The sequence below is a fragment of the Streptomyces dryopteridis genome (assembly GCF_049606955.1).
Lineage (GTDB): Bacteria > Actinomycetota > Actinomycetes > Streptomycetales > Streptomycetaceae > Streptomyces.
In genome coordinates this window covers 5,663,671-5,690,048 of the sequence record NZ_CP187113.1, presented here as the reverse complement: position 1 = coordinate 5,690,048, position 26,378 = coordinate 5,663,671, and the positions used below count along the sequence as shown (strand labels likewise).

Here is a 26,378-nt window from a genome sequence, read left to right as displayed (position 1 = left end):
GGGGGCCGGGCCGGGGGGTCCGGCCTGGGGTCTCACGCGGTCACCGTGAGGCGTTCGGCCTCGGCGGTCTTGGCGGCGCGGGCGGCGTCGCGGCGGGCGACCTCCTCGCGGACCAGGGGGATGACGTGGCGGCCGAAGTCGATGGCGTCGCCGAGGAGGTCGTAGCCGCGGGCGGAGAGGATGTCCACGCCGAGGTCGTGGTAGTCGAGGAGGGCCTGGGCCACGGTCTCGGGGGTGCCGACCAGGGCGTTGGAGTTGCCGGCGCCGCCGGTGGCGGCGGCGGTGGGGGTCCACAGGGCGCGGTCGTGGCGTTCGCCGGCCTCGGCCACGGCCAGCAGCCGGCGGGAGCCCGTGTTCTCCGGCACGTGGGTCTCGGTGACCCCGCTCTGGTGGCGGCGGTCCACGCCGGCGCCGGCGCCCCGGCGGGCGCGGATCAGGCCGAGGGTCCGGTGGGCCTTCTCCCAGGCGAGTTCCTCGGTGGGCGCGATGATGGGCCGGAAGGCGACCTGGATGCGGGGGGTGTCGGTGCGACCGGCGGCCTTCGCCGCGGCCTTGACGGACTCGATCTGCTGCGCGGTCTCGGCCAGCGGTTCGCCCCACAGGCAGTACACGTCGGCCTCGGCTCCGCCCGCGGCGTAGGCGGCGGGCGAGGAGCCGCCGAAGGAGACGTTCGGGCGGGGCTGTTGGACGGGGAAGACGTCGCTGACGAAGTCGTGGAAGCGGTAGTGCTCGCCCTCGTGGTCGAAGGGCTCGTGGGTGGTCCAGATCCGCTTGACGATCTCGATGTACTCGCGGGTGCGGGCGTAGCGCTGGTCCTTGGTGAGGGTGTCGCCCTCGCGGCCCTGCTCGCGGTCGTTGCCGCCGGTGATGAAGTGGACGGTGAGCCGGCCCTCGCTGATCCGGTCCAGGGTCGCGAAGGTCTTCGCGGCGTAGGTGGGGTACGAGACGTTGGGGCGGTGGGCCAGGAGGATCTGGAGCCGGTCCAGGCGGCTCGCGATGTACGCGGCGGCCGGCGCGGGGTCGGGGCTGCCGGAGCCGTAGGCGAACAGGACCCGGTCCCAGCCGTGGTCCTCGTGGGCGCGGGCGAGGCGGAGGGTGTAGTCCTTGTCGAAGGAGGCGCCGGATCGGGCGGTGGTCTCGGAGCCGTCGTTGGTGGCGGCGATGCCGAGGAATTCCACGGGCATGGGTGGGCCGGCCTTTCGTGGGCGCGGACGGGCACGGCGGTGTCGACCGTGCGGGCGTCGGGGCGTGCGGGGCGTGCGGGGCGGGGCGTGCGGGGCTGCGGCGGGTGTGCGGGCGCGGCGTGACGACGGGCGGGGCGCGGCCGGCGGGCCGAGAGGGGGTGAGGTCGCGGGCGGCGAGGGGCCGGTGGGGCCGCCTCGCGCGTCGCGGGGGTCACGTGAGGGAAGGGCCGATCGGGGATCGGCGGTCCGCCGGGGTGGGGGTGGCGGTCAGCCGCGACACGCCGCGGACCACACGCGACCGAAGTCGATGTGGTCGCGGGTGACCAGGGGCGGCTGGGGGCTCATGCCGTCCATTCAGCCGGAGCGGGTGGGTGGCGTCAAGGCCGTTCGGGGGTCGGCGGCGGTCCCTGACGAAGGGGACACACGGCCGCAATCTCCCGGTCACACGGGCCCGTTGGGCGGGTACCGGGCGGTTGACAGGGCGGCGCGGTGCGCGCGTACGATCGAGGTGACGGGTCCCCGCGCGGCGTGGCGGCCCGTCGGTCGCGTTGAGGGACGCGGCGCGCGTGACGACCGCGGGGTCGGCTCCCCGACCCCGGTCCGACGGCCCCGACGGGGTCCTCGGCGCCTTCCGCCCGTGTTCGCGATCCCCTCCTGGAGTGCTTCCCCATGGCCACGCCACCCGCCCTGTCCTCCGCCGCTCCCCCGGCCCCGCCCGCCCCGCCGCCCCGTGCCGAACGGGCCTCTCCCGAAGGCGAGTTGGCGATCGTGCCGCGTCGCCGGGTCGGCCGCTGGTCGGCGGCGGCGCTGGCGCTGGCCGTGTTCGGGCTGGTGGTGCAGTCGGTGGTGCGCAACGACGCCTTCCAGTGGGGGGTGGTCGTGCGCTACTTCGGCACCTCGGCCGTGTTGGACGGGCTGGTGCTGACGCTGTGGCTGACGGCCGTGGTGATGGTGCTGGGCTTCCTGTTCGGGACCGTGCTGGCGGTGATGCGACTCTCCTCGAACCCGGTGCTGGCGTCGCTGAGCTGGGGTTACGTGTGGATCTTCCGGTCCACGCCGTTGCTGGTGCAGTTGCTGTTCTGGTTCAACATCGGGGCGCTGTACCCGACGTTGGGGCTGGGCATCCCGTTCGGCCCGGAGTTCGTGAGCGTCAAGACGGTGAACCTGCTGGGGCCGACGCTGACGGCCGTGATCGGTCTCACCCTGCACGAGACGGCGTACGCGGCCGAGGTGGTGCGCGGCGGGATCCTGTCGGTGGACGCGGGGCAGACGGAGGCCGCGCAGGCCCTGGGGCTGGGGCGGGGGCGGACGCTGCGGCGGATCGTGATCCCGCAGGCGATGCGTTCGATCGTGCCGACGGCCGGGAACATGCTGATCGGCACGTTGAAGGGGACGAGCATCGTCAGCGTGCTGGCCGTGCACGACCTGCTGTACTCGGTGCAGTTGATCTACAACCAGACGTACGAGGTGATCCCGCTGCTGATGGTGGCCACCGTCTGGTACATCGCGGTGACCACGGTGCTGAGCTTCGGGCAGTACCACGTGGAGCGGTACTACGCGCGGGGCAGCGGGCGGGAGCTGCCGGTGTCGCCGACCCGGCGGCTGCGCGAGCGGCTGCGCGGCGGGAGCCCGGGGCCGGGCGCGGGGGCGACGGCGCCCGCCGGTGACGCGGGGGGCTCGTTGACGAAGGGCTGAGCCCGGGCCCGGCCGGACGCGCCGCGGGCCCGGGTGGGCCGTCCCCTCGTCGGGGCGGTCCACCCGGGCCCGCGGGCGTGGTGGGTCCGGTGCGCGTCGCGGATCAGTCGGTGCCGGACTCCATGGCGGCGTGGTCCAGGGCGTCGGCGTCGACGGTGGAGCCCTCGCGGTCGCCGGCGGCGATGGCCCGCGCCCCGCCGGGGGGCAGGTCGCCGATCAGGCCGCCCCAGGCGGTGAGCCGGCCGTGGGCGGCGTACTGCTCCAGCTTCTCGCGGGAGTCGGCGATGTCCAGGTTGCGCATGGTGAGCTGGCCGATGCGGTCGTCGGGCACGAAGGCCGGGTCGACGGTGCGCTCCATGGAGAGCTTCTCGGGGTGGTAGCTCAGGTGCGGGCCCTGGGTGTCGAGGACGGTGTAGTCCTGGCCGCGCCGCAGTCGGACGGTGACGCTGCCGGTGACGGCGAAGCCCACCCAGCGCTGGAGGCTCTCGCGGAGCATGAGGGCCTGCGGGTCGAACCAGCGGCCCTCGTAGAGCAGCCGGCCGAGGCGGCGGCCCTCGGTGTGGTACATGGCGAGGGTGTCCTCGTTGTGGATCGCGTTGAGGAGCCGCTCGTAGGCCAGGTGCAGCAGGGCCATGCCGGGGGCCTCGTAGACGCCGCGGCTCTTGGCCTCGATGATCCGGTTCTCGATCTGGTCGGACATGCCCAGGCCGTGCCGGCCGCCGATGGTGTTGGCCTCGTGGACGAGGTCGACGGCGGAGTCGAAGGAGCGGCCGTTGATCCGGACCGGACGGCCGTGCTCGAACTCGACGGTGACGTCCTCGGTCGCGATCTCGACCTCGGGGTCCCAGAAGCGGACGCCCATGATGGGCTGGACGATCTCCAGGGAGGTGTCCAGGAACTCCAGCCGCTTGGCCTCGTGGGTGGCGCCCCAGATGTTGGCGTCGGTGGAGTACGCCTTCTCCGTGGAGTCCCGGTAGGGCAGGGTGCGCTCGGAGAGCCAGACGGACATCTCGTGCCGGCCGCCGAGTTCGGTGACGAACTCCTGGTCGAGCCAGGGCTTGTAGATCCGCAGGTCGGGGTTGGCGAGCAGGCCGTAGCGGTAGAACCGCTCGATGTCGTTGCCCTTGTAGGTGGATCCGTCGCCCCAGATGGAGACGTCGTCCTCGCGCATGGCGCGCACCAGCAGGGTGCCGACGACGGCGCGCCCGAGCGGGGTGGTGTTGAAGTATGCCTGGCCGGCCGAGCGGATGTGGAAGGCGCCGCAGGCCAGGGCCGCGAGGCCCTCTTCGACGAGCTGTTCGCGGCAGTCCACGAGACGGGCCTGCTCGGCGCCGTAGGCACGGCCGCGCGCGGGGACGTCGGACAGGTCCGGTTCGTCGTACTGGCCGATGTCGGCCGTGTAGGCGTACGGGATCGCGCCGCGCTCACGCATCCACGCCACGGCGACGGAGGTGTCGAGACCGCCGGAGAAGGCGATCCCGATGCGCTCACCCACTGGAAGTTTATTCAGGACCTTCGACATGTATGCATTCTAGCCGGCGGTGTGCGCTCTCCTCCACCCCCTCCGGAAAACTGCTGTGAAATGCTCGAATGGCGGGTGCCACGAACACGCGGAGCGAGGGAGAGGCCACCATCCGAGTGCATGATCATGCTTCGGGCGCGTGCGCGAACCACTTGTCCACAGGCCCCCGTGCCCAGAGGAACCGAAGGGCCCGAACCGGGATGAATCCACAGAATCCGCCCCGATCCGGGCCGCGGGATCAGTCCGCCTCGGGCGCCCGGTGCACGGCGGCGGTCATCAGCAACCCGTCGCGCACGAGCCACCGGCCCGTCACCCGGTCCAGCGGCCGGCCGGCCACGGTGGGCGGGGGCACCAGCAGCCGGGCGGTGAACGTGCCGTCCGGGTCCACCGTCACGTCGGCCTCCTCGAACTCCAGGCCGCGCCGCACCAGCGGGTACCAGACCTTGAACACGGTCTCCTTGGCGCTGAACAGCAGCCGGTCGAAGGGAACTCCGGGCACCGCGGCCGCCGTGGCCAGCAGCCGGTCCAGCTCCTCGGGCAGGGTCACCCCGGGCAGGAACCCGTCCGGCAGGGCTAAGGCCGGCTCGGCGTCCATGCCCAGCGACAGGATCGACGGGTCCACGGTGACGGCCGCCGCCCGGTAGCCCTTGCAGTGCGTCATGCTGCCGCGCACCCCCTGGGGCCACAGCGGCTCGCCGCGCGGGCCGGAGGGCACGGCCGAGGCCGGCAGCCCGAGCCGGCCGAGCGCCTCGCGGGCGCAACCGCGCACGGTGGTGAACTCCCGCCGGCGGGAGTCCACCGAGCGGGCCACCGCGGCCTCCTCCTCCGGGTGCAGGGGCGGCTGTTCGGCGTCGTCGGGGCGCCAGGCGGTGGCCACGGACGCGGGCAGCAGCGCGCCGATCACCGGGCACCTCCGGTGATGTCGGCGGAACGGGCCCCGGTGGGCAGGATCCGGCGCAGTTTGGGGGGTTCGGCGCGCGGGCGCCATTCGCGCGGATAGCCCACCGAGACCTCGGTGAAGCGGACCCCGTCCTGCCAGGTGACCCGGGGGATGTGCAGGTGCCCGTAGACGACCTCGGCGGCGCGGTGGCGCACGTGCCAGTCGGCGCTGAGCTCGGTGCCGCACCACTGGGCGAACTCGGGGTGGCGCAGGATCCGCGTGGGGTGCCGGGTCATCGGCCAGTGGTTGATCAGCACGGTGCGGTGCTCGGCCGGCACGGCCGCGAGCCGCTCCTCGCTGTAGGCCACCCGGGCCCGGCACCAGGAGGCGCGGTCGGGATAGGGGTCGGGGTGCAGGAAGTGCTCGTCGGCGCAGACGATCCCGGCGTCGTGCGCGATCCGCAGCGACTCCTCGACGGTGCGGGCGCCGGGCGCGCGGAAGGAGTAGTCGTAGAGCAGGAACAGGGGGGCCACGCTGATCGGGCCCTTCGGGTCCTCCCACACCGCGTACGGGTCCTCGGGGGTCAGGACGCCCAGCGCGCGGCACATCTCGACCAGCCGCTCGTAGCGGGCCACGCCCCGGGGTTCGAAGGGGTCGCTGGGATGGCTCCACAGTTCGTGGTTGCCGGGGGACCAGATCACCTTGGCGAAGCGGTCGGCGAGGAGTTTCAGGGCCCATTCGATGTCGGAGTACTTCTCCCCCACGTCGCCGGCGACGATCAGCCAGTCCTCGTCGCCGTGCGGTCTCAGGGACTCCGTCAGGGTCCGGTTGTCCTCGTAGGAGATGTGCAGATCGCTGACGGCCAGCAGGTTTCGGGCGGTCACGTCTCGCTCCCTTCGGGTGGTGGGGAGCGGGCGCGGCGCCGGTCGCGGACGGGCGACCGGGGTGTGTCGGCCGGCCCGGCGTGACCTGCTGTCGCGCGAGCCGACCCCCCGACTCGAAAAACTCTTGTCCGGAAGGGTACGACGATCACCCCGGAACGCGCCGCGCCCCGGCGCGCCGGGCCGGGGGGCCTTGGCGCGTCGGGGCGGGCGGGGTGCGGGGCGTCCCGGTCAGTCGCGGACCGCCGGGAAGGTCGGGTACTCGACGCCCGAGACGTGCTGCACGACCCGGATGACCTGGCAGGAGTAGCCGAACTCGTTGTCGTACCAGAGGTAGAGGATCGCGTTGTCCCCGTCGACCTTGGTGGCGCCGGCGTCCACGATGGAGGCGTGCCGGGAGCCGATGAAGTCGCTGGAGACGGCGTCGGGGGCACCGGTGAAGTCGATCTGGCGCTTGAGCGGGGAGGTCAGGGAGACCTCGCGCAGGTACTCCAGCACCTCGTCGCGGGTGGTCTCGCGGCCCAGGCGCAGGCTGAGGATCGCGATGGACACGTCCGGGACGGGCACGCGGATGGAGCTGCCGGTGATCGGCGCCTTGAGGTCCGGGAGGGCCTTGGCGACGGCGGAGGCGGCGCCGGTCTCGGTGATGACCATGTTGAGCGGCGCGGAGCGGCCCCGACGGTCGGCCTTGTGGTAGTTGTCCAGCAGGTTCTGGTCGTTGGTGAACGAGTGGACGGTCTCCACGTGGCCGCGCAGCACCCCGTACTCGTCGGCCATCGCCTTGAGCGGCGGGACGATCGCGTTGGTGGTGCAGGAGGCGCAGGAGATGACCTGCTCGTCCGGCTTGATCGTGTCGTGGTTCACGCCGTGCACGATGTTGGGCACGTCGCCCTTGCCGGGGGCGGTCAGCACGACCTTCTCGATGCCGGGGCGCAGGTGCTGCGAGAGGCCCTCGCGGTCCCGCCAGCGGCCCGTGTTGTCGATCAGGATGGCGTCGGAGATCCCGTACGCCGTGTAGTCGATCTCGGAGGGGTCCGAGGCGTAGATGACCTTGATCTCGTTGCCGTTGGCGATGATCGTGTCGGTGGCCTCGTCCACGGTGATGGTGCCCTGGAACTGGCCGTGGATGGAGTCGCGGCGCAGCAGGGAGGCGCGCTTGACCAGGTCGGCCTCGCCGCCCTTGCGGACCACGATGGCGCGCAGGCGCAGGCCGTTGCCCGAACCGGTCTTCTCGATCAGGAGCCGGGCCACGAGGCGGCCGATCCGGCCGAAGCCGTAGAGGACCACGTCACGGGAGGTCCGGCACTCGATCTTGTTCTCGCCGGTGGCGCCGGCCACGGCCTCGGCGGTGAACTCCTCCACCGACAGACCGCGCGGGTCGGTCTTCCACTGGGCGGCGAGCAGGCCGATGTCGATCTGGGAGGGGCCCAGGTCGAGGGTGGTCAGGGCCCGCAGGAAGGGCATCGTCTCGGTGACCGACAGCTCCTCGGAGGCGATCTGCCGGGCGAAGCGGTGGGTCTTGAGGATGCTGACCACCGACTTGTTCACCAGGGAGCGGCTGTACAGCAGCACGGTGACGTCCTGCTCCCGGTGCAGCTTCCCGATGATCGGGATCATCGACTCCGCGATCTCCTCGCGGGTCTTCCAGTTGGTGAACGAGTCCTCGTTGACAGTCACAAGATTCTCTTTCGAGCTAGGCAGCGCTCACATGCTAGCCCCACGGCGAATGGATCTTTCAGGGGGTGCCCCCGAACCCCGATTCCGCCTTCGGATCCACGGCGCCGGCCCGCGAGGAATTCCGCACCGCGGCGCGTGAACGGGCGTTCGGCGGGCAGGCGGCGGATCGGAGGTGCACACGATGGTTCCCCTTTTGCTCGTTCTTCTGCTCGTCCTGGTCCTGTTCGGCGCCGGCTTCGCCGTGAAGCTGCTCTGGTGGGTGGCCCTGGCCGTCCTGGTGCTGTGGCTGATCGGCTTCGTCGCCAAGCCCCGCTCGGGCGGTGGCGGCCGCTGGTACCGCTGGTAGCCGACCCCGAGCAGGCCCCCCCGTACGCCCCGTCCCCACAGGAGGAGTTCACCCGATGACCGACGACGCGTGGAAGTACCGCTCCGGGATCGTCCATCCCGACGGCGCCGACCTCACCGGCTACACGGTGCACGCCGTGGACGGCACGATCGGCCACGTCGACAAGCACTCGCACGAGGTGTCCGACGCCTACCTGGTCGTCGACACCGGAGTGTGGATCTTCGGCAAGGAGGTGCTGCTGCCGGCGGGCACGGTCACGCGCGTGGACGCCGAGGAGCGCACGGTGCACGTGGACCGCACCAAGGAGCAGATCAAGGCGGCCCCCGAGTTCCACCGCGACACCCACCTCGCCGACCCCGGCTACAAGCTCGACGTCACCCGGCACTACGGAGCCGTGGGCCCCTTCGGCGGACCGATCGGCTGACCTTCCCCCGGCCGCGCGGACCGCGCCCCGGCCCCTCCTTCCTCGGGGGGCCGGGGCGCCGCCGCGTTCCGGCCCGCCGTGTTCCGGCCCGGCAGGTCGCGGGCGGTGCGCATCGGGGCCGGCACGGCGGCGGGGGCACCGCCCTCGCGGCCGGGCAACCGGAATTCCGCCGCCTCCCCTCAGCCCGCCCCGACCCGTCTCGGCCCGGCTCAGCCCTGCCCGGGGTGGGTCGGCAGGGTCGCCATTCGTTCCAGCGTGGCCCGCTCCACCCGTCGGCGCAGGGTCGCGAGGTCGGCGGTCCCGGTGCGCAGGGCGCCCGCGGCCTCGCTCGCGCGGAGGTCCGCGTCGAGCACGGCCCAGGCCCGGGGTTGCTCGACGAGGAGGGCCGGGTCGAGGGCGGCGCGCCGGCCGTCGGCGTCGCGCAGCAGCAGGCGCGGGACGAGGCCCTCGGACAGCGCGAGGCCGGTGACGCGGTCGGTGCGCAGGGCGCGGCGGACCAGGAGGCCGCGCACGAGGAGCCGGCCGGGGGCGAGTTCGACGCGGGCGGGCCACAGGACGGCCAGGACCAGCAGGCCCAGCGCGCACCAACCCAGGGCCCTGGTCGGGTGCGCCCGGCCGGCCATGAGGTCCACGGCGTTCAGGAGGGTCGGCGTCAGGGCGGCCAGTCCCAGGGCGACGCGCCGTTCGGGTCGGGGGTCGCGGCGCACGGGGCGGGGGCGGTGCGCCGGTCGGTCCGCGCGGGCGGGCGCGGACCGGGCGGGGTGGGTGGTGGCGTGGCGCGGGGCGCGTCGCATGGGGGCTCCCTTCGTCCCGGCGGGGTCGACTCCCCCATGGAACCCCCGGGGAGCGGGTGCCGGCGGCGGCGCTGACGCGTCCCTGACGTGCGCGGGGCGGGATCTGACGCCTTCCTGACGTGCCGCCGGCCCGCGCGGGGGCTCGCGCGCCTCAGTGCCCTTCGGGGGTTTCGGGGGGTTCGGGCGCGCGCCGGCGGCGGACCCGGTCGCCGGCGTCGGAGGCGAAGAGGCCGACGAGGAGGACGGCGACGAGCTGCCACCACCACGGCCCGTAGAGGTCGGCCACGCCCGCGGCGGCCAGGGCCGCGATCACCAGGGCGTCGACGCCCACGAGCACCCGGTCCCGTGCGGTGGGTCCCCACCCGTTCATCGCTCCCCCGTTCCGCCACGCGGCCGACGCGTCGTCAGCCGGCTGAAAACAGACGCTCTCTGGCGCATCGTCACCCGGCACCGTCTCACGGGCGCGGAGAGATCCCGACCACACCCTCGGCCGGTTTGTGCCGACAGATCCGGTGACATCCCGTTTTTTCGGTCACCGTGGCGAGGAATACCGAACGAGAACTTTCCAAATCGATCAACAACTCTCCTATAGTGACTCCTCGTTACCCAGGAACGTTCTCTTCCATTTGCGCCCGGTATGAGGCTTTCATTGATGACGGCGTCGCCCTCACCCCTTCGCCCTTCCGCCCTCGCCCTCGTGGCCACCTCGGCCGTGGGCGGCGCGATATCGACGGCGGCGGTGGCCGCGGCCCCCGAAGCCGTCCGTCTCCCCCTCGGCTGGTTCGCCGGCGCCGGGACCCTGCTGCTGGCCCTCGCCGCGTGCGCCCTGACCTGGTCCTGGCACACCCGTCGCGAGCTGCGCCGCCGGGCCGCCCGGCTCACCGAGGAACTCGCCTCCCGTGAGGCCCGGCTCGGGCTGTTGGGCGCCGAGGCCGCCCGGTTCCACGCGGCCCACGCCGCCGAACGGGCCGAGACCGCGGCCGCCCGCAGCGCCGAACTGGACCGGCTGACCGCCGCCCACCACGCCGAGCGCGCCCGCGCCGAGGCCGAGCACGCCGAGGCGCTGGACCGGCTGGTGCTGGCCCAGACCGCCGAGCTGGACGCGCTGGTCACCGCCCAGGCCACCACCCGCGAACGGCTCGGCGCCGACCTGCGCCGCGCCGAGTCCGGCCGGGCCGCCGCCATGGCCGCCGCCGCCAACGCCGCCGGCCGCATGCAGGCCCTGGCCACCGGAATGCTCGCGGACCTGCGCGACATGGAGCACCGGCACGCCGACGAGGAGGTGCTCGGCGACCTCCTACACCTCGATCACCGCACCGCCCAGGCGGGCCGGCTCGCCGACTCCATCGCCGTGCTCACCGGCGCCCGCTCGGGCCGCCGCTGGGCCCGACCGATCGTCATGGAGTCCATCCTGCGCGGCGCGATGGGCCGCATCGGCGGCTACCAGCGCGTCCGCCTGCACTCCACCTGCACCGCCGCCGTCGCCGGCCACGCCGCCGAGGGCGTCATGCACGCGCTGGCCGAACTCATGGACAACGCCGCCAACTTCTCCCCGCCCACGGCCGAGGTGCACGTGTACGTGGAGGAGGTCCCGGTCGGGGTCGTCATCACGATCGAGGACAGCGGCCTGGTCATGAGCGACGTGCAGTTGCGGCGCGCCGAGGCCGCCGTCGGCGGGGAGAACACCGACCTCGCCGGCCTGTCCGGAACCCGTCTCGGGCTCGCGGTCGTCGGCCGGCTGGCCCGCAAGCACAACCTCGCCGTCTCCTTCCGCCCCTCCGCGCGCGGCGGCACCGGCGCCCTGCTGCGGCTGCCCGCCGAGCTGATCACCGAGGCCCCCGCGCCCGCGCCGGCCCCCGAACGGCCCGCCGACCCCCGGCCCGCCGCCCGGCCCGCGCTGCCGGCGCCCCGTCGCGAGAGCCCCGAGGCACCCGCCGCGCGCCCCGCGCTGACCCGCGTGCCCGCGCCCCGCGTCCCCGACACCGGCTCCGCCCGCCCCCGCGCCGAGGCCGCGCCCGAGACCGCCGGCGAGGCCGACCGCACGCACACCGGGCGCGAGGAGCAGGGCCTGCCCGACCTGCCCACCCGCACCTCCACCCGGCGCCGGCCGCCGGCCGAGGACCCCGCGCCGCCGGCCCCCGCGCCCGTGGCCGACGCGCCGGAGCCGGCGGGCCCGGACACCGCCGGCGACCCGGACGTCGAGTACGGGGAATCGGGCCTGCCGCGCCGCCGGCGCGGCAGGGCCCTGGCCGCCGCGCACCCCGACGGCCCCGACGCCGGCCCCCGGTCCGACCGGACCCCCGCACCCTCCCCCTCCCGCTCGGTGGCCCGCTTCGGCAGCTTCCGCCAGGCCGTGCGCGGCGCCTCCGCCCGCCCGACGCCCGGGTCCGAGTCCGAGCCGGAACCGGGACCGGAGCACTCCCCGGCCCCGTCCCCGCAGACCCCGACTCACCCGGAAGGCGATCCCCGATGACCGGCACCACCACCGACGAGACCCTCGGCTGGCTCCTGGAGGGCCTGCTGGAGCGCACCCCCGGCGCCCGGCACGCCCTCGTCCTGTCGCGGGACGGGCTCAAGCTCTGCCGCACCCCCGAGCTCTCCGTCGACCAGGCCGATCAACTCGCGGCCATCGCCGCCGGCATCCAGAGCCTCTCGCACGGCGCGTCCGTCGAGTTCGGCGACGGCACCGGCGGGGTGCGCTCGGCGATGGCCGAGTTCTACGGCGGGATCCTGTTCATCGTGGAGGCCGGCGAGGGCGCCCACCTGGCGCTGGTGGCCGCCGAGGACGCGGACGCCGGACTCGTCGGGCACAACATGTCCGAACTGGTGGAGCAGCTCGGCGAGCACCTGATCGCCAGGCCCCGGGGATGAGTCGGCCCAGGCCGGGCCGGGACGACGCACCCGACCGCTTCTACACCCTCACCGGGGGCCGCAGCAGCTCCGGTTCGGACGCCTTCGACCTGGTGACCCTCGTGGTCGCCGAATGCGATCCGACCCCGGGCATGCAGTCCGAGCACGCCACGATCCTGCGGCTGTGCCGGTTCCCGACGGCCGTCGTGGAGATCGCGGCGGAGCTGCGGCTCCCGGTGTCCATCACCCGCATCCTGCTGGCCGATCTCCTGGACACCGGGCGCGTCAGCGCCCGGCACCCGCGCGTGGCGGCGTACCGCCTTCCCGATCCCGACATCCTGGAGCAGGTGCTCGTTGGACTCCGCAACCTCTGACCCCGGCCACCTCCCCGCCGGTCGCACCGCGCTGGCGCCCACCGCCGACAGCGGTCTCAAGATCGTCATCGTCGGCGGTTTCGGCGTGGGCAAGACCACCCTCGTGCGTTCGGTGAGCGAGATCCGGCCGCTGAACACCGAGGAGACCATGACCCAGGCGGGCGCGGAGGTGGACGACACGGCGGGGGTGGCCGGGAAGACCGCCACCACCGTGGCCTTCGACTTCGGTCGCATCACCCTGGACCGGCGCAACGTGCTCTACCTGTTCGGCGCCCCCGGGCAGGAACGTTTCTGGTTCCTGTGGGACCGCCTGTTCGCGGGCACCCTCGGCGCGGTGGTCCTCGTGGACACCCGCCGGCTCGCCGACTCCTGGTACGCGATCGACCGGCTGGAACACCACGGCACCCCCTTCGTGGTCGCCGTCAACGACTTCGGCGGCCCCGCCCACACCCCGGAGCAGATCCGCGAGGCCCTCGACCTCGGCGCGGAGGTCCCGCTGGTCCTCTGCGACGCGCGGTCGCGCGCCTCCGGCAAGGAGGTCCTGATCTCCCTCGTCGAGTACCTCCAGTCCACCGTCGCCGCCCAGCTTTCGAAGATCCCGGAGCCCACCGCGTGACCACCCCCGATTCCTGCCCCGCGCGTTCGGCCGTCCCGCTGAGCGGACCGCGGTTCCAGACCGACCCCATCGGCCTGTACCGGGACCTGCGGCGGGACCACGGGCCGGTGGCCCCGGTGGTCCTGGAGGGGAACGTGCCGGCCTGGCTGGTGCTGGGCTACCGCGAACTGCACCAGGTCACCAGCGACCCCGTGCTGTTCTCCCGGGACTCCGAGCTGTGGAACCAGTGGCCGAACATCCCGGCCGACTGGCCGCTGCTGCCGATGATCGGCCACCGCCAGCCGTCCATCCTCTACACCGTCGGCGAACGCCACCGCGAACGGGCCGGGATGATCTCCGAGGCCCTGGAGTCGGTGGACCCCTTCGAACTGCGGGCGCACGCCGAGCGCTTCGCCGACGAACTGATCGACGAGCTCTGCGAGAAGGGCGAGTCCGACATCGTCGCCGAGTACGCGATGCGGCTGCCGCTGCGCGTGCTGGCCCGGATCTACGGCTTCTCCGACGCCCAGGGACCCGGCCTGGTCTCCGCGATGAACGACATGATCAACGGGCGGGAGGGGGCCCTGGCCGGGCAGCAACACCTCGCGGAGTCGATGTTCGCGCTGCTCGCCGCCAAGGGCGAGGCCCCGGCCGACGACGTGGCCTCGCACATGCTCGCCAACCGCTCCGGGTTCACCGTCGAGGAGGTGGCCCAGGACCTGATGGTGATGATGGCCGCCGGCCACCAGCCCACCGCCGACTGGATCGGCAACTCGCTGCGCCTGATGCTCACCGACGACCGCTTCGCCGCCTCCCTCGCGGGCGGCCGGCACAGCGTCGGCGAGGCCATGAACGAGGTGCTGTGGGAGGACACCCCCACCCAGAACGTGGCGGGGCGCTGGACCTCCCGCGACACCAAGCTCGGCGGCCGGCACATCCCGGCGGGGGAACTCCTCCTGCTCGGGCTGGCCGCCGCCAACACCGACCCCCACGTCCGCACCGACGCGTCCGCCCTCACCGGCGGGAACAACGCGTTCTTCTCCTTCGGACACGGCGAGCACCGTTGTCCCTTCCCGGCCCAGGAGGTGGCGGAGGTCATCGCCAGGACCGGGATCGAGGTGCTCCTGGACCGACTGCCCGATGTGGACCTCGCGGTGCCGGCGGAGTCGTTGACCCGCCGGCCCTCCCCCTGGCTGCGGGGCCTGACAGCACTGCCCGTCACGTACACCCCGACCCCCGCCCTAGGAGCCATTCGATGACGTGCCCGTACGACCACACCGCGGGGGCCGCCGGCCTGCCCGCGCCGATCGCGCTGGACCCCTTCGTCACCGACCTCGACGCCGAGAGCGCCGCCCTGCGCGAGGCCGGCCCGCTGGCCCGCGTGATCCTGCCGGGCGGGGTGCCGGTGTACGCCGTCACCCGGCACGCCGAGGCCCGCAAGCTGCTCACCGACCCGCGGATCGTCAAGGACATCGAGGTCTGGGGTGCCTGGACCCGCGGCGAGATACCCCTGGACTGGCCGCTGATCGGCCTGGCCAACCCCGGCAGGTCGATGCTGACGGTGGACGGGGACGAGCACCGGCGGCTGCGTGCCCTGGTCGCCCAGGCGCTGACCGTGCGCCGGGTGGAGCGGCTGCGCGAGCGGATCGCCGAACTCACCGACCGTTTCCTGGACGAGGCCGCGGCCGCCGCCGAGGCCGCGGGCCCCGGCGAGGCGATCGACCTCAAGGCCGCGTTCGCCTGGCCGCTGCCGATGGCCATCGTCAGCGACCTGATGGGCCTGGACTCCGCCGACCACCCGCTGATGAAGGAACTGTTCGAGAAGTTCTTCTCGACCCAGACCCCGCCGGCCGAGGTCCCGCAGATGATGGCGGACCTGGCCACGCTGTTCACCCGGATCACCGAGCAGAAGCGCGCGGAGCCCGGCGACGACCTCACCAGCGCCCTGCTGGCGGCCTCCGAGAACGGCGACAGCCTCAGCACCCAGGAGATCGTCAACACCCTCCAGCTCATGGTCGCCGCCGGCCACGAGACCACCATCAGCCTGATCGTGAACGCGGTCGTGGCCCTGGAGACCCACCCCGAGCAGCGCGAACTGGTGCTCAAGGGCGAGGTGCCGTGGGAGAACGTGATCGAGGAGACCCTGCGCTGGGCCACCCCGACCTCCCACGTGCTGATCCGCTTCGCGAGCGAGGACGTGGAGGTCGGCGACCGGATCCTGCCCAAGGGCGAGGGCCTGATCGTCTCCTTCGGCGCCATCGGCCGCGACGAGGAGCAGCACGGCGAGAACGCGGGCTCCTTCGATGTGACCCGCACCCCCAACCGGCACATCTCCTTCGGTCACGGCCCGCACGTCTGCCCCGGCGCGGCCCTGTCCCGGCTGGAGGCGTCCATCGCGCTGCCCGCCCTGTACGCGCGCTTCCCCGGGCTGCGGCTCGCGGTGGGCCCCGAGGGCCTGCGCAACAAGCCGATCGTGACCCAGAACGACCTCTTCGACCTCCCGGTCCACCTGGTCTGATCCCCTCGGGACCGCCCGGCGGTCCGAAGCCGGCACGCCCCCACCGGGGCCCGCCCGCACCGCCGACACGGCGCCCCTCCCCCACCCCGGGAGCGGGCGCCGCGGCGTGTCCGCCACCCGTCCGGACGCGTACCGCTTGACGTGCCCCCTCTTCGGGAAACAGCGAAGGCGTGAACCGGATCCGAAACGCGCAGACGCGTCACCCCCAGCCCCCCGTCCCGACCCCGCCGATCGAGGACTACGCCGTCATCGGCGACCTCATGACCACCGGCCTCGTCGGCCGCGACGGCTCCGTCGACTGGCTGTGCCTGCCCCGGCACGACTCCGGCGCCTGCTTCGCCCGGCTGTTGGGCGACGAGGAGAACGGGCACTGGCGGATCGCGCCGGCCGGGGCCGCGCCCGGGGAGCACGCGACCCGGCGCCGCTACCTGCCCGACACCCTGGTGGTCGAGACGGTCTGGGAGACCGAGGAGGGCGCGGTGCGGGTCCTGGACTTCATGCCGCAGCGGGACACCGCGCCGGACGTGGTGCGGATCGTGGAGGGGATCGAGGGCCGGGTGACGGTGCGCGGCACCCTGCGGCTGCGCTTCGACTACGGGCACACCCTGCCGTGGGTGCGGCGCTGCGACGGGCACCGGGTGGCCGTGGCCGGCCCGGACTCGGTGTGGTTGCGCAGCGAGCCGCCGGTGCGGACCTGGGGCGAGGAGAACGCCACCCACTCGGAGTTCGAGGTGGCGGCCGGGGAGCGGGTGGCGTTCGTGCTGACCTGGCACCCCTCGCACGAGCCGCGGCCCGCGCTGGTCGACCCGTTCGAGGCGCTGGAGCACTCGGTGGCGGACTGGCGGGAGTGGGTGGCGCGGTGCACCTACGACGGCCCGTACAAGGAGGCCGTGACGCGTTCGCTGATCACACTGAAGGCGCTGACGTACCGGCCCACGGGCGGGATCGTGGCGGCGGCGACGACCTCGCTGCCGGAGGAGATCGGCGGGGTCCGCAACTGGGACTACCGGTACTGCTGGCTGCGGGACTCGACGCTGACGCTGGGGGTGTTGCTGTCCACGGGGCACACCGAGGAGGCCCGGGACTGGCGGGCCTGGCTGCTGCGGGCGGCGGCCGGGGACCCGGCGGACCTGCGGATCATGTACGGGCTGGGCGGGGAGCGGCGGCTGCCGGAGGCGGAGTTGGGCTGGCTGCGGGGGTACGCGGACTCGCGGCCGGTGCGGATCGGGAACGCGGCCGTGGAGCAGTTGCAGCTCGACGTGTACGGGGAGGTGATCGACTCGCTGTTCGTGGCCCGGGAGGCCGGGCTGCCCTCGGAGGCGCACGCGTGGCGGGTGCAGACGGCGCTGCTGGAGTACCTGGAGCGGACCTGGCGGGAGCCGGACGAGGGGTTGTGGGAGGTGCGGGGCCCGCGCCGGCACTTCACGCACTCGAAGGTGATGGCGTGGGTGGCGGCGGACCGGGCGGTGCGGTCCCTGGAGCGGGAGCCGGGGCTGGAGGGCGACGCGGAGCGGTGGCGGGCGATGCGGGACGAGGTGCACCGGGAGGTGTGCGAGCGGGCCTACGACCCGGAGCGGAACACGTTCACGCAGTCCTACGGCTCGGAGGAGCTGGACGCGGCGACGTTGCTGATCCCGCGCACCGGGTTCCTGCCGCCGGACGATCCGCGGGTGCTGGGGACGATCGAGGCGGTGCGGCGGGAGCTGGACCAGGGCGGGCTGCTGCGGCGCTACAGCGTGGCGGGGCAGGCGGTGGACGGGGTGCCGGGTTCGGAGGGGGTGTTCCTGGCCTGTTCCTTCTGGCTGGTGGACGCGCTGGTGCAGACGGGGCGGGACAAGGAGGCGCGGGAGCTGTTCGAGCGGTTGTTGGCGGTCCGCAACGACGTGGGGCTGTTGGCGGAGGAGTACGACCCGGCGGCGGGCCGGCAGTTGGGGAACTTCCCGCAGGCGTTCAGTCACGTGGGCCTGGTGAACTCGGCGCTGGCGCTGAGCGGGGCGGCGGAGCGGGACGCGGCCGATCGGGCGTCGGCCGGGCGGGACTGAGGGGCGCCCGTTCGGGGGGCGGCGGCCCGCGGCCGGGACGGGTGGGGCCGGTGGGGCTCACCCGATCGGCCCGCCGGCCCGGACCGGCCCGCTGCGGCGGGCGGCCCGCCCGCTCGGGGCGGGTCCCCGGGCGGGCGTCGGCCGAGCGGGGGTCCGCTGCTCCGATCGGCCGACTCCTCACCCACAGGGACCACTCGGGTCGTTTTCGGGACTTCCCGAATGGCGGAGCACGCCGGATGCCCATGGAATGTAGTCAGACGTACGCATTCCGTGAATGTGTGCGAGCCACTGGGGTGTTCTGCCCCGGTGCGCCCTGAATGGAGCGGTTCCATGAAACCTGACCCGAGTGACCCGGCTCGTCCCTCCGAGTTCGAGGGGGACGACCGAGTCCTCAACCCGGACATCCCCGAACACCCCGCGGCCGTCGAGACCCTGCTCTGGACGGCGGCGACCACTCGGCCGCTGGAGGAGGTGGCGGACCTGGTCGGGCTGCTGAAGCGGACCGGGGCCCTGCCGGAGGCGACCGAGACGGCGCTGCGCGCGGCGGCCGTGGCCCGTCCGCTGGACGAGGTGCGGCACCTGGTGGCCCTGCTGCGGGTGCCGCCGCACGACCCGAGCGAGGTGGACGCGGCGCTGCGCGCGGCGGCCGTCGGACGCTCGCTGGAGGACGTGGCGGCGCTGGTGGGCATCCTCACCGACGACGCCGACCCGGCCTGCGGGGCGGCCCCGCTCGCCCCCGAACACCCCGCCCTCGCGCACGGGGTCCCCACGCCCGGCCCCGTCGCGTCGGGCCGGCCGCACCCGGGGGCGGCCGACCCGACCGGCGGGCCCGACCCGGCCCCGTGGACCGGACCGGTCCCCCGGGTCGCCGCCGACCCGCTCGCCGCACCGCGCCCCTGGCCGCCCGCCCCGCCGGCCGGCGCCCCCGCCGCCGCGGCCCCACCGCGCCCGGCCGCCCCGGCCAGGCCCCGCGAGCGGCCGGCGGACCGGCCGGGGCGGGTGGCGGACGGGGTGCTGCGCTGGTTCGGCGCGGCGCTGCTGACGGCCTGCGGGCTGCTGCACCTGCCGGCGGTCGCCCAGAGCATCCCGGGCGGCGGCACCTCGGCGGTGATCCTGCCCACGGTCACGGTGCTGTGCGTGGCCCTGGGCGGCTGGCTCGCCGTGCGCGGCGGCAGCCCCCGGGCCTGGCTGACGGTGGCGGCGACGGCCCTGGCGGTGCTGGCCCTGCACGGGCTGGCCTCGTTCGGCGCGCTGGACCCGCTGCCGGCCACCCTGGGCGGCGTGTTCGCCTGGCCGGCCGCGGCGGCGGTCGCGGTGTGGGCGGCGCTGGGGCTGCTGGTCCCGGCGGTGCGACGCGGTGACGAGTTCCGCCCGGAGCCGGCCGCCCGCCGCCCGGAGGACCGCGTGCTGCGCGGCTGACCCCCGCACGGCGAGGGGCGCGTCCGGGCCGAGGCCCGGGCGCGCCCCCGTGTGCGGCGTGCGGTTCAGTCGGTGTCGCGGACGGCGACGATGCCGTTGAAGACGCCGACGTAGGCGGTGCCGTCGGGGCCGAGGGTGATGGGGGCCCAGTTGTTGTCGTAGAGGGCGCCGGTGCCGGTCAGTCGGCTCCAGCGGCGCTCGCCGGTGCGGAAGTCGACGGCGGTGAGGTACCAGGCGTCGATGCCCCAGACGCTGGGCTGCTTCTCGTAGAAGTACAGGAGCCCGTTGCCGGTGGAGAGTTTGGGCACGGTGGAGGGGGAGCGGATCGCGCTCTGCCAGACCGTGTCGCAGCCGCTGCCGTCGGGGCGGACGTCGACGCGGGTGACCCCGCCGACCACGCTCTTGCCCAGCAGCAGGGTGGTGGGGTTCTCGTAGCCGTAGTTGTTCTCGACCACGAGGCTGTTGCCCCAGCTGATCAGGGAGTTGTCGGTGGTGGAGGCGCCGGATCCGAAGACGGGCACGGTGCACACGAGCCGGTCGGTGCCGGCGGGCAGGTTCGGGTCGCGGCGGTAGACCAGGACGTTCATCCGGTCGTCGGCGTTGTCGGTGATGGCGACGAGGCCGTCCCCGAAGAGGTCGGGGGTGGTGCCGGAACCCTGGTTGACGGAGCCGGGTTTGGTGCCGGTGCCCCGGTCGTAGGTCTCGCGCCACTGGGCCTTCGGGGTGCCGTCGGCCTCGGCGCGGAAGCTGTACAGGGCGTGGTCGGTGACGATGGAGACGCCGTCCTCGGCGACCGAGAAGGAGTTCTGGATCTCCTCGCCGGTCAGGCGGATCGAGCGGATCGCGTCGGTGCGCGGGTCGACGGTGCCGACGCGGCCCTGGCGGGTGACCCACCAGATGCGGCCGTCCCAGTCGGGCATGACCGAGGTGACGGGGTCGCAGGTGCCCGAGGGCCACAGGTTGGTCCAGCTCGCGCAGTCGTGCGGGACCTGTCCGGTGAGGTCCCAGTCGTTCTCGACGGTGAACTGCCAGCCGCCGTCCGGCTTCTGCCCGTGGGCCAGGCGCAGGACGTGCTGGCGGGAGTCGGCGAGCACGACCCGGTCCTCGTTGTCGAGGAAGAAGTAGGCGCCGCCGGAGGTGTCCTTGAAGATCTTGGAGAAGTCCAGGCTGGTGACGGCCTCGACGGTGGAGGAGCGCTGCGGCAGCTTGTACTCGGCCAGGGTGGTCAGGGTGCGCGGGTCCAGGAGTCGGACGAGGAAGCCGGTGAAGGTGCCGCAGACGGTGACCAGCCGGCCGCCGGAGTCGAAGGTGACGGTGGCGCACTCCCCGCCGAGGGCGGCGATCTTCTCGCTGCGCACCTCGGGGTTCTTGCCGAGCGGGCCGGACCAGGGGCTGGTGGCGCTGCCGGCGGCGTCGGAGTGCATGCCGCTGCGCCCGTTGGGCGCGAGGTACGGGTGTTGGGGCGGGGCCTGTCCGGGCAGCGGGTTCGCGGTCGCGGGGGCTCCGGTGTAGGAGTCGACCAGGCGGTGCCCGGGGGCCTTGGGGATCTCGTCGGCGGCGGCCGGTGTGATCCCGTTGACGATCGCGAGGGCGGCGAGGGCCGGCACCAGGGCCAGGTTCCAGGCTTTTCGGAGCATCCCGACGGCCTCCCTTCTCTTCGGTTGTGTGGGTGTCGCGCCGCCACGGGACGCTAGATCGCCGACGTCGAGGAGTCCATGGCCCCGGGACACGGTTCACGAACGCGCAACAGTCGATCAAGCGGGGGGAGTTGGCGCCGCTCGGGCCGGTGTGGGCCGGGCCGCCGGCGGGCGTCCGCTACCCGGGGTCGGGGCCCCGGCGAGCGGTGGCCGGCGGCCGGATCTCGCCGGCCGGAACCCCCGTCACCTCGGACCAGGGGAGGGTGCTGTCGCACCAGCGTTCCAGCAGCACCGGGTCGTGTCCGACGGCGAGCAGCCCGGCGCCGGTGGCGGCCCGGTGGGCCTCGACCACGCCGACCAGGGCGGCGGTGGTGGAGGCGTCGAGCATCGCGGTCATCTCGTCGCAGATCAGCAGGCGGGGGCGCAGCACGAGGGCGCGGGCGAGGCAGGCGCGTTGGAGTTGTCCGTCGCTGACCTCGTGCGGCCGGCGGACCAGCAGGTCCTCGCCGAGGCCGACCTCGGCGGCGAGTTCGGCGACCCGGTCGGCGGCCTCCTCGCGGCGGCCGACGGCGCGCAGGGGTTCGGCGATCAGGTCGCGCAGCCGCAGCCGCGGGTCGGCCGAGAGCCGGGGTTGTTGGAAGACCACGCCGATGGCGGTGCGGGCGGCGCGCGGGGCGCGGTGCCGGAAGCCGGTGACGGGTTGCCCGTCGAGGAGGACGCGGCCCCGGTCGGGGCGGTGCAGCAGGGCCGCGACCTTGGCGAGGGTGGACTTGCCGCAGCCGCTGGGCCCGAGCAGGCCGATCGCGCGGCCCTCGGTGAGGGTGAGGTGGGCGCCGGTGACGGCGGGGGCGGCGTGCCGGTCGTGGCCGGCGGTGATGTCGACGAGCTCAAGCACGGGTCGGCTCCGGGTGGTGGCAGGCGAGGCCCGCGACGGGGGCGGGGCGGACGGTCGCGCAGGTGTCGTCGGCGGCGGGGCAGCGGGCGGCGAAGGCGCAGCCGGGCGGCAGGGCGGCGAGGGCGGGCGGGCTGCCGGGGATCGGCGCGAACTCGCGTTCCGGCAGGGCGCCGAGCAGGCCGCGGGCGTAGGGGTGGCGGGGGCCGGGGGCGCCGAAGAAGGCGTCGGCGGCGGTGTGTTCCACGATCCGGCCGGCGTACATGACGGCGACGGTGTCGGCGATGCGTTCGGCGGCGGCCAGGTCGTGGGTGATCATCAACAGGGCGCGGCCGGTGTCCCGGGTGTGGGCGCGCAGTTCGTCGACGGTGCGGTGCACCAGTTCGCGGTCCAGGCCCGTGGTGGGTTCGTCGGCGAGCAGCAGCGGCGCGTCGCCGATCAGGGCGAGGGTGGTGGCGGCGCGTTGGGCGAGGCCGCCGGAGAGCTGGTGCGGGTGGCGGTCGAGGTGGTCGCGGGGGAACGCGGCGCGGTCGGCGGCCCGTTCCCCGGCCTCGCGCAGCGCCTCCCGCCGGGCGCGGCGCCCGGCCCGGTCGCGGCCGGCGGGTCGCAGGGCCCACAGGGTCTCCTCCACGTGGGCGCGGACGGTGCGCACGGGGGTGAGGTGTGCGGCGGGGCTCTGCGGGACGAGGCCGACGCGGCGGCCCCGGACCCGGCGGGCCAGGGTGGTCTCGTCGGCGGTGACCAGGTCGAGGGCGTGGGCGCCGGCCGGGTCGAGGACGGCGGAGCCGGCGGTCTCGGCGTTCCCGGGCAGCAGTCCGAGGAGGGCGGAGGCGAGCACGGACTTGCCGCAGCCGCTCTCGCCGACGAGGGCGAGGCACTCGCCGGGGGCGAGGTCGAAGGAGACCTCGGTGACGGCGGCCACGGGGGCGGCCCGGGGCATCCGGAACCGGACGGAGAGCTCGCGGACGGACAGCACGGGGCCGGTGGGGGCGGGTGCGTCGGGCGGGCGGGTCACAGGGTCAGCTCCGAGCGGCGACGGGGGTTGAGGCGGTCGCGCCAGGCGCCGGCGAGTCCGGCGATGGCGAGGGTGGGCACGATCAGGAACAGGCCGGGGAAGAGGGTGGGCCACCAGTCGCCGGCGAGGAGGGAGCCGCGTCCGTTCTGCACGAGGTTGCCGAGGCTGGCCTGGTGGGCGGGCAGGCCCAGGCCGAGGAAGGAGAGGGCCGATTCGTGCCACATGGCGTGCGGGACCATCAGCACGGCGGCGAGCCCGGCCTGGGGCAGTACCCCGGGCACCAGGTGGCGGACGGCGACCCGCAGCCGGGAGGCCCCGCCGGAGATCGCGGCGTCCACGAAGGGCCGGGAGCGCAGCGAGAGGACCTCGGCGCGGACGATGCGGGCGGTGGACAGCCAGTGGGTGAGGGCCACGGAGACCACCACGGGCCACAGGCCGGGCCGGAACAGGGCCACGATGAAGATGCCGAGCAGCAGGTGCGGCACCGAGGAGAAGGTGTCGACCAGGCGCATCAGCACCCGGTCGGTCCAGCCGCCGAAGGCCGCGGCGGCGGCGCCGACCACGGTGCCGACGACGGTGGCCACGAGGGCGGCGACGAGTCCGACGAGGAGGGAGACCCGCAGGCCGTGCACGCAGCGCAGCAGCAGGTCGCGGCCCACGTCGTCGGTGCCGAAGGGGTGTGCCCAGGAGGGCGGCAGGAGGCGCGCGCCGAGGTCCACGGCCTGCTGGTCGAGGTCGACCAGGGGCGGCACGATCAGCACGGTCAGGGCCACCAGGAGGGTGACGGCGGCCGAGACCCGCAGCCGCAGCACGCGGGTGGAGCGGCGGCGCGGGCCGCGCGAGCGCCACACCGGGGGTGCGGGCGCGGTGCGCGGGGCGTCCTTCACCAGGGTGGTGTCGTGGTCAGCCATCGAAGCCCACCCTCGGATCGGCCAACCCGTACAGCAGGTCGGACAGCAGGTTGCCGGCGAGCACGGCGGCGGTGGCCAGCACGGTCAGGGCGGCGAGCAGCGGGAAGTCCACGGCGGTGGCGGCCTGCACGGTGGCGGCGGCGATGCCGGGCCAGCTGAACACGGTCTCCACCAGCAGCGCGCCGGTGATCAGCTCGGGGACCCGGGAGCCGATCAGGGTGAGCATGGGCAGCATTCCGGAGCGCAGGGCGTGGCCGAGGAGGACGGTCCGGTCGGCCAGGCCGCGGGCGCGGGCGCCGCGCACGGGGTCCTCCTCCAGGGCGTCGGCGACGCCTTGGCGGACGTAGAGGAAGAACCAGGGCAGTTGGGAGACGCCCAGGACGAGGGCGGGCAGCACGAGGTGGGAGGCGACCTGGTCGAGGGTGACCACGTCGCTGTCGGCGTCGGTGAGGCCGCCCGAGGGCAGCACCCCGAGCCGGACGGAGAAGAACCACACGGCGAGCAGGCCGAGCCAGAACGCGGGCGCGGCCTCCAGCGTGTAGGCCAGGCCCGAGACGACGCGGTCCAGCGGGCCGCCCTGGCGGCGGGCGGCGAGCACGCCGAGGACGGTGCCCAGGAGGATGGCGACGGCGAAGGCGGTGCCGGCCAGCAGCGCGGACCAGCCGACGCGTTCGAGGATCACGTCGGAGACGGGTTGGCGCATCACCGAGGACTGTCCGAGGTCCCCGCCGAGGGCCGAGGTGAGCCAGTCCCACCAGCGGGCGACCAGGGGCCGGTCCACGCCGAGGTTGGCGCGGAGCTGGTCGAGTTCGGCGCGGGTCGCGGTGAGGCCGGCGGTGCCGGCGTACGCCTTGACGGGGTCGAAGGGCGAGAGCGCGGCGATGGCGAACACGCCGAAGGTGACGGCGAGCAGCACGGGGGCGGCGAGCAGCGCGCGCCGCCCCACCATGCGGGTCATCGGCCGCCAGGGCAGCCGGGCGGTCACTTCTTGGGCTTCCAGGACTCGGCGTTCCACCAGGGGCCGGAGCCCAGGCCGTGGTCGTGCGGTTCGACCTGGGTGCTGGGGCCGTCCCAGCGGTCGTTCAGCACGTACAGGTGGTCGATGTGGGTGAGGTAGACGTACCCGGGGTTCTCGACGAGTTCGCGCTGGATGGTGTCGTAGGCGTTCTTGCGGGTGGCGCGGTCGCCGCTCTTGCGGCCCTCTTCGAGGGCGGCGTCCACGGCGGGGTTGTCGTACCAGGCCATGTTGTTGAAGCCGTCGCCGCCGAGGGAGGACTTCAGGGTGAGGTACTGGTCGAAGTCGGGGTCGGCCGGGGAGCCGCCGCCGGCGAGGACGGCGTCGGTCTTCATGCGGGGCTCGATGACCTCCCAGCCGCCGGACTCGGTCTTGACCTCGACGCCGATCTTCTTGGCGTCGGAGGCGAAGGCGAGGGCGTGGTCCTGGCGGATCTTGTCGCCGCTGGTGTACCAGAGGGGGAAGCTCGCGCGGACTCCGTCCTTGACGCGGATGCCGTCCTCGCCGGGCTTCCAGCCGGCCTCGTCGAGGATCTTCTCGGCGGCCTTGGGGTCGTGGCGGCGTTCGGTGCCGGCGGTGAACCAGGGGCTGTCGGTGGGCACCGGGCCGTAGGCGGGCTTGCCGGCGCCTTCGAGGAGCTTGTCGACCATGGCCTGGCGGTCGACGGCGATGTCGAGGGCGCGGCGGACGGCGAGGTCGCCGGTGACCTTGTTGTGGGTGGGGAGGGTGACCTGCCGGTAGTCGAAGGACTTGGCGGTCAGGGTGGTGCGGTCCTTGTCCTTGGCGAAGGTCTTGGCGAGGTTGGGCGGCAGGATGGCGCCGTCGAGCTCGCCGGAGCGCAGCCGGGTGGCGCGCACGTCGTCGTCCTTGACCACGGCCATGGTCAGCTTCTTCACGGCCGGGGCGCCGCCCCAGTAGTCGGGGTTGGCCTTGAAGGAGATCTTCTCGCCCTTGGACCAGTCGGTCAGCACGTAGGGGCCGGTGCCGACGGGCTTGGTGGAGAACTCCCCGCCGTTGACGTCGCCGCCCTCGGTGGCGCGGTGGGGGACGATCGGCAGGACGGTGCGCTCGGCGAAGGGGGCGTAGGGGTACTTGAGGGTGAAGACCACCGTGTCGGCGCCCTTCTCCTCGACCTTCGCGACGGCGTCGAGCTCGCCCTTGGACGGGTTGTTCGTCTTCGGGTCGAGGACGGTGCGGTAGGTGGCCACCACGTCCCGGGCGCCGAAGGGCGCGCCGTCGCTGAACTTCACGCCCTGGCGGAGGGTGAAGGTGTAGGTCAGGCCGTCGGCGGAGACCTCGGGCAGGGCGGCGGCGAGGGCCGGCTTCAGCTTCATGTCGGTGTCGTGGGCGAGGAGGCCGTCGAAGATCTTCGAGTTGCCGTCCTTGCCGTAGCCGAGGAGCGGGCTGAGGGTCTCGGGCTCGTTGGCGATGCCGACGACCACGGACTCCTCGCCCTTCCCGGCGGGGGAAGCGCCGCCGCCGGAGGGCTTGGAGCAGGCCGCCGCGGTGAGCGCGAGGGCGCCGGCCAGGCCGACCGCGGCCGCCTTGCGCGTGGTCCGGGCGGGGATCCGGGGCTTGGTCCGGGCCGTCATGCGTGACACTTCCGATCTACCGCTTATTGCAAAGGGATCGCAATAATGCCAGATCCGGTCCGGGAACGACCACATCGGGTCGACTGTGGACCGAGGCGGACGAATGGTCCCGGCG

24 protein-coding genes are annotated in these 26,378 nt (G+C 74.1%); 11 read left to right on the top strand and 13 right to left on the bottom strand.

Annotated elements, in window-relative coordinates:
* Positions 1-32: 32 nt before the first annotated feature.
* Complete coding sequence (locus ACN20G_RS24640; RefSeq protein WP_424214993.1) at positions 33-1,184, bottom strand: LLM class flavin-dependent oxidoreductase; 1,152 nt, start codon at positions 1,182-1,184, stop codon at positions 33-35.
* Positions 1,185-1,853: 669 nt separating this feature from the next.
* On the opposite strand from ACN20G_RS24640, the gene ACN20G_RS24635 reads away from it, so the two are divergent.
* On the top strand, positions 1,854-2,879 hold the full coding sequence (locus ACN20G_RS24635; RefSeq protein WP_424214992.1) for an amino acid ABC transporter permease: 1,026 nt from the start codon (positions 1,854-1,856) through the stop codon (positions 2,877-2,879).
* A gap of 103 nt (positions 2,880-2,982) precedes the next feature.
* Here ACN20G_RS24635 and argG read toward each other — a convergent pair whose 3' ends face one another.
* The 4 genes from argG to ACN20G_RS24615 all read right to left on the bottom strand — a co-directional run bounded on the left by argG (position 2,983) and on the right by ACN20G_RS24615 (position 7,839).
* The gene (gene argG / locus ACN20G_RS24630) at positions 2,983-4,401 is read right to left on the bottom strand and encodes an argininosuccinate synthase (RefSeq protein WP_424214991.1); all 1,419 of its coding nucleotides are present in this window, start codon (positions 4,399-4,401) and stop codon (positions 2,983-2,985) included.
* Positions 4,402-4,639: 238 nt separating this feature from the next.
* Positions 4,640-5,305: a 4'-phosphopantetheinyl transferase family protein gene (locus ACN20G_RS24625; protein ID WP_424214990.1), complete on the bottom strand. Its 666-nt coding sequence runs from the start codon at positions 5,303-5,305 to the stop codon at positions 4,640-4,642.
* Positions 5,302-6,165: a metallophosphoesterase family protein gene (locus ACN20G_RS24620; RefSeq protein WP_424214989.1), complete on the bottom strand. Its 864-nt coding sequence runs from the start codon at positions 6,163-6,165 to the stop codon at positions 5,302-5,304. Before ACN20G_RS24620 ends, ACN20G_RS24625 begins: the two co-directional genes overlap by 4 nt.
* Positions 6,166-6,393: 228 nt before the next feature.
* Positions 6,394-7,839: a glyceraldehyde-3-phosphate dehydrogenase gene (locus ACN20G_RS24615; RefSeq protein WP_424214988.1), complete on the bottom strand. Its 1,446-nt coding sequence runs from the start codon at positions 7,837-7,839 to the stop codon at positions 6,394-6,396.
* Between the two features lie 181 nt (positions 7,840-8,020).
* Here ACN20G_RS24615 and ACN20G_RS24610 point away from each other — a divergent pair, with 181 nt between their 5' ends.
* Both ACN20G_RS24610 and ACN20G_RS24605 read left to right on the top strand, forming a co-directional pair.
* On the top strand, positions 8,021-8,185 hold the full coding sequence (locus ACN20G_RS24610) for a hydrophobic protein (RefSeq protein ID WP_424214987.1): 165 nt from the start codon (positions 8,021-8,023) through the stop codon (positions 8,183-8,185).
* Positions 8,186-8,240: 55 nt separating this feature from the next.
* Positions 8,241-8,609 (top strand): PRC-barrel domain-containing protein, encoded by a 369-nt coding sequence (locus ACN20G_RS24605; RefSeq protein WP_424214986.1) that lies wholly within the window; start codon positions 8,241-8,243, stop codon positions 8,607-8,609.
* Between the two features lie 209 nt (positions 8,610-8,818).
* On the opposite strand, the gene ACN20G_RS24600 is transcribed toward ACN20G_RS24605, so the two are convergent.
* Positions 8,819-9,403, bottom strand: a complete 585-nt coding sequence (locus ACN20G_RS24600; RefSeq protein ID WP_424214985.1) for a hypothetical protein — start codon at positions 9,401-9,403, stop codon at positions 8,819-8,821.
* Between the two features lie 151 nt (positions 9,404-9,554).
* Positions 9,555-9,773 (bottom strand): hypothetical protein, encoded by a 219-nt coding sequence (locus ACN20G_RS24595; RefSeq protein ID WP_424214984.1) that lies wholly within the window; start codon positions 9,771-9,773, stop codon positions 9,555-9,557.
* Between the two features lie 282 nt (positions 9,774-10,055).
* Here ACN20G_RS24595 and ACN20G_RS24590 point away from each other — a divergent pair, with 282 nt between their 5' ends.
* The 8 genes from ACN20G_RS24590 (at position 10,056) to ACN20G_RS24555 (ending at position 19,201) form a co-directional block, all read left to right on the top strand.
* On the top strand, positions 10,056-11,876 hold the full coding sequence (locus ACN20G_RS24590) for an ATP-binding protein (RefSeq protein WP_424214983.1): 1,821 nt from the start codon (positions 10,056-10,058) through the stop codon (positions 11,874-11,876).
* A complete protein-coding gene (locus ACN20G_RS24585) occupies positions 11,873-12,274 on the top strand; it encodes a roadblock/LC7 domain-containing protein (protein WP_424214982.1) in 402 nt (133 codons plus the stop codon). Before ACN20G_RS24590 ends, ACN20G_RS24585 begins: the two co-directional genes overlap by 4 nt.
* A complete protein-coding gene (locus ACN20G_RS24580; protein ID WP_424214981.1) occupies positions 12,271-12,627 on the top strand; it encodes a DUF742 domain-containing protein in 357 nt (118 codons plus the stop codon). The genes ACN20G_RS24585 and ACN20G_RS24580 overlap by 4 nt, the downstream gene beginning before the upstream one ends.
* A complete protein-coding gene (locus ACN20G_RS24575; RefSeq protein WP_424214980.1) occupies positions 12,608-13,243 on the top strand; it encodes a GTP-binding protein in 636 nt (211 codons plus the stop codon). The genes ACN20G_RS24580 and ACN20G_RS24575 overlap by 20 nt, the downstream gene beginning before the upstream one ends.
* A complete protein-coding gene (locus ACN20G_RS24570) occupies positions 13,240-14,481 on the top strand; it encodes a cytochrome P450 (protein ID WP_424214979.1) in 1,242 nt (413 codons plus the stop codon). The genes ACN20G_RS24575 and ACN20G_RS24570 overlap by 4 nt, the downstream gene beginning before the upstream one ends.
* Positions 14,478-15,740: a cytochrome P450 family protein gene (locus ACN20G_RS24565; RefSeq protein ID WP_424214978.1), complete on the top strand. Its 1,263-nt coding sequence runs from the start codon at positions 14,478-14,480 to the stop codon at positions 15,738-15,740. The genes ACN20G_RS24570 and ACN20G_RS24565 overlap by 4 nt, the downstream gene beginning before the upstream one ends.
* 170 nt (positions 15,741-15,910) lie before the next feature.
* Entirely contained in the window at positions 15,911-17,782 is a 1,872-nt protein-coding gene (locus ACN20G_RS24560) for a glycoside hydrolase family 15 protein (protein WP_424214977.1), read from the top strand.
* Positions 17,783-18,112: 330 nt separating this feature from the next.
* A complete protein-coding gene (locus ACN20G_RS24555; RefSeq protein ID WP_424214976.1) occupies positions 18,113-19,201 on the top strand; it encodes a hypothetical protein in 1,089 nt (362 codons plus the stop codon).
* A 65-nt stretch (positions 19,202-19,266) separates the two neighbouring features.
* On the opposite strand, the gene ACN20G_RS24550 is transcribed toward ACN20G_RS24555, so the two are convergent.
* The 6 genes from ACN20G_RS24550 to ACN20G_RS24525 form a co-directional block, all read right to left on the bottom strand.
* Complete coding sequence (locus ACN20G_RS24550) at positions 19,267-20,838, bottom strand: hypothetical protein (protein WP_424214975.1); 1,572 nt, start codon at positions 20,836-20,838, stop codon at positions 19,267-19,269.
* A 178-nt stretch (positions 20,839-21,016) separates the two neighbouring features.
* Positions 21,017-21,733: an ABC transporter ATP-binding protein gene (locus ACN20G_RS24545; RefSeq protein ID WP_424214974.1), complete on the bottom strand. Its 717-nt coding sequence runs from the start codon at positions 21,731-21,733 to the stop codon at positions 21,017-21,019.
* Positions 21,726-22,670, bottom strand: coding sequence for an ABC transporter ATP-binding protein (locus ACN20G_RS24540; RefSeq protein ID WP_424215666.1), 945 nt, complete (start codon positions 22,668-22,670; stop codon positions 21,726-21,728). Before ACN20G_RS24540 ends, ACN20G_RS24545 begins: the two co-directional genes overlap by 8 nt.
* 71 nt (positions 22,671-22,741) lie before the next feature.
* On the bottom strand, positions 22,742-23,656 hold the full coding sequence (locus ACN20G_RS24535; protein WP_424214973.1) for an ABC transporter permease: 915 nt from the start codon (positions 23,654-23,656) through the stop codon (positions 22,742-22,744).
* Complete coding sequence (locus ACN20G_RS24530) at positions 23,649-24,614, bottom strand: ABC transporter permease (protein ID WP_424215665.1); 966 nt, start codon at positions 24,612-24,614, stop codon at positions 23,649-23,651. The genes ACN20G_RS24535 and ACN20G_RS24530 overlap by 8 nt, the downstream gene beginning before the upstream one ends.
* A 23-nt stretch (positions 24,615-24,637) precedes the next feature.
* Entirely contained in the window at positions 24,638-26,239 is a 1,602-nt protein-coding gene (locus tag ACN20G_RS24525) for an ABC transporter substrate-binding protein (protein WP_424215664.1), read from the bottom strand.
* Positions 26,240-26,378 lie beyond the last annotated feature (139 nt).

Excerpts from the sequence above, each read along its gene's own strand:
- ACN20G_RS24640 (WP_424214993.1), bottom strand. The coding sequence starts at position 1,184 with ATGCCCGTGGAATTCCTCGGCATCGCCGCCACCAACGACGGCTCCGAG.
- ACN20G_RS24635 (WP_424214992.1), top strand. The coding sequence starts at position 1,854 with ATGGCCACGCCACCCGCCCTGTCCTCCGCCGCTCCCCCGGCCCCGCCC.
- argG (WP_424214991.1), bottom strand. The coding sequence starts at position 4,401 with ATGTCGAAGGTCCTGAATAAACTTCCAGTGGGTGAGCGCATCGGGATC.
- ACN20G_RS24610 (WP_424214987.1), top strand. The coding sequence starts at position 8,021 with ATGGTTCCCCTTTTGCTCGTTCTTCTGCTCGTCCTGGTCCTGTTCGGC.
- ACN20G_RS24605 (WP_424214986.1), top strand. The coding sequence starts at position 8,241 with ATGACCGACGACGCGTGGAAGTACCGCTCCGGGATCGTCCATCCCGAC.
- ACN20G_RS24600 (WP_424214985.1), bottom strand. The coding sequence starts at position 9,403 with ATGCGACGCGCCCCGCGCCACGCCACCACCCACCCCGCCCGGTCCGCG.
- ACN20G_RS24595 (WP_424214984.1), bottom strand. The coding sequence starts at position 9,773 with ATGAACGGGTGGGGACCCACCGCACGGGACCGGGTGCTCGTGGGCGTC.
- ACN20G_RS24590 (WP_424214983.1), top strand. The coding sequence starts at position 10,056 with ATGACGGCGTCGCCCTCACCCCTTCGCCCTTCCGCCCTCGCCCTCGTG.
- ACN20G_RS24585 (WP_424214982.1), top strand. The coding sequence starts at position 11,873 with ATGACCGGCACCACCACCGACGAGACCCTCGGCTGGCTCCTGGAGGGC.
- ACN20G_RS24580 (WP_424214981.1), top strand. The coding sequence starts at position 12,271 with ATGAGTCGGCCCAGGCCGGGCCGGGACGACGCACCCGACCGCTTCTAC.
- ACN20G_RS24565 (WP_424214978.1), top strand. The coding sequence starts at position 14,478 with ATGACGTGCCCGTACGACCACACCGCGGGGGCCGCCGGCCTGCCCGCG.
- ACN20G_RS24555 (WP_424214976.1), top strand. The coding sequence starts at position 18,113 with ATGAAACCTGACCCGAGTGACCCGGCTCGTCCCTCCGAGTTCGAGGGG.
- ACN20G_RS24550 (WP_424214975.1), bottom strand. The coding sequence starts at position 20,838 with ATGCTCCGAAAAGCCTGGAACCTGGCCCTGGTGCCGGCCCTCGCCGCC.
- ACN20G_RS24540 (WP_424215666.1), bottom strand. The coding sequence starts at position 22,670 with ATGCCCCGGGCCGCCCCCGTGGCCGCCGTCACCGAGGTCTCCTTCGAC.
- ACN20G_RS24535 (WP_424214973.1), bottom strand. The coding sequence starts at position 23,656 with ATGGCTGACCACGACACCACCCTGGTGAAGGACGCCCCGCGCACCGCG.
- ACN20G_RS24530 (WP_424215665.1), bottom strand. The coding sequence starts at position 24,614 with ATGACCCGCATGGTGGGGCGGCGCGCGCTGCTCGCCGCCCCCGTGCTG.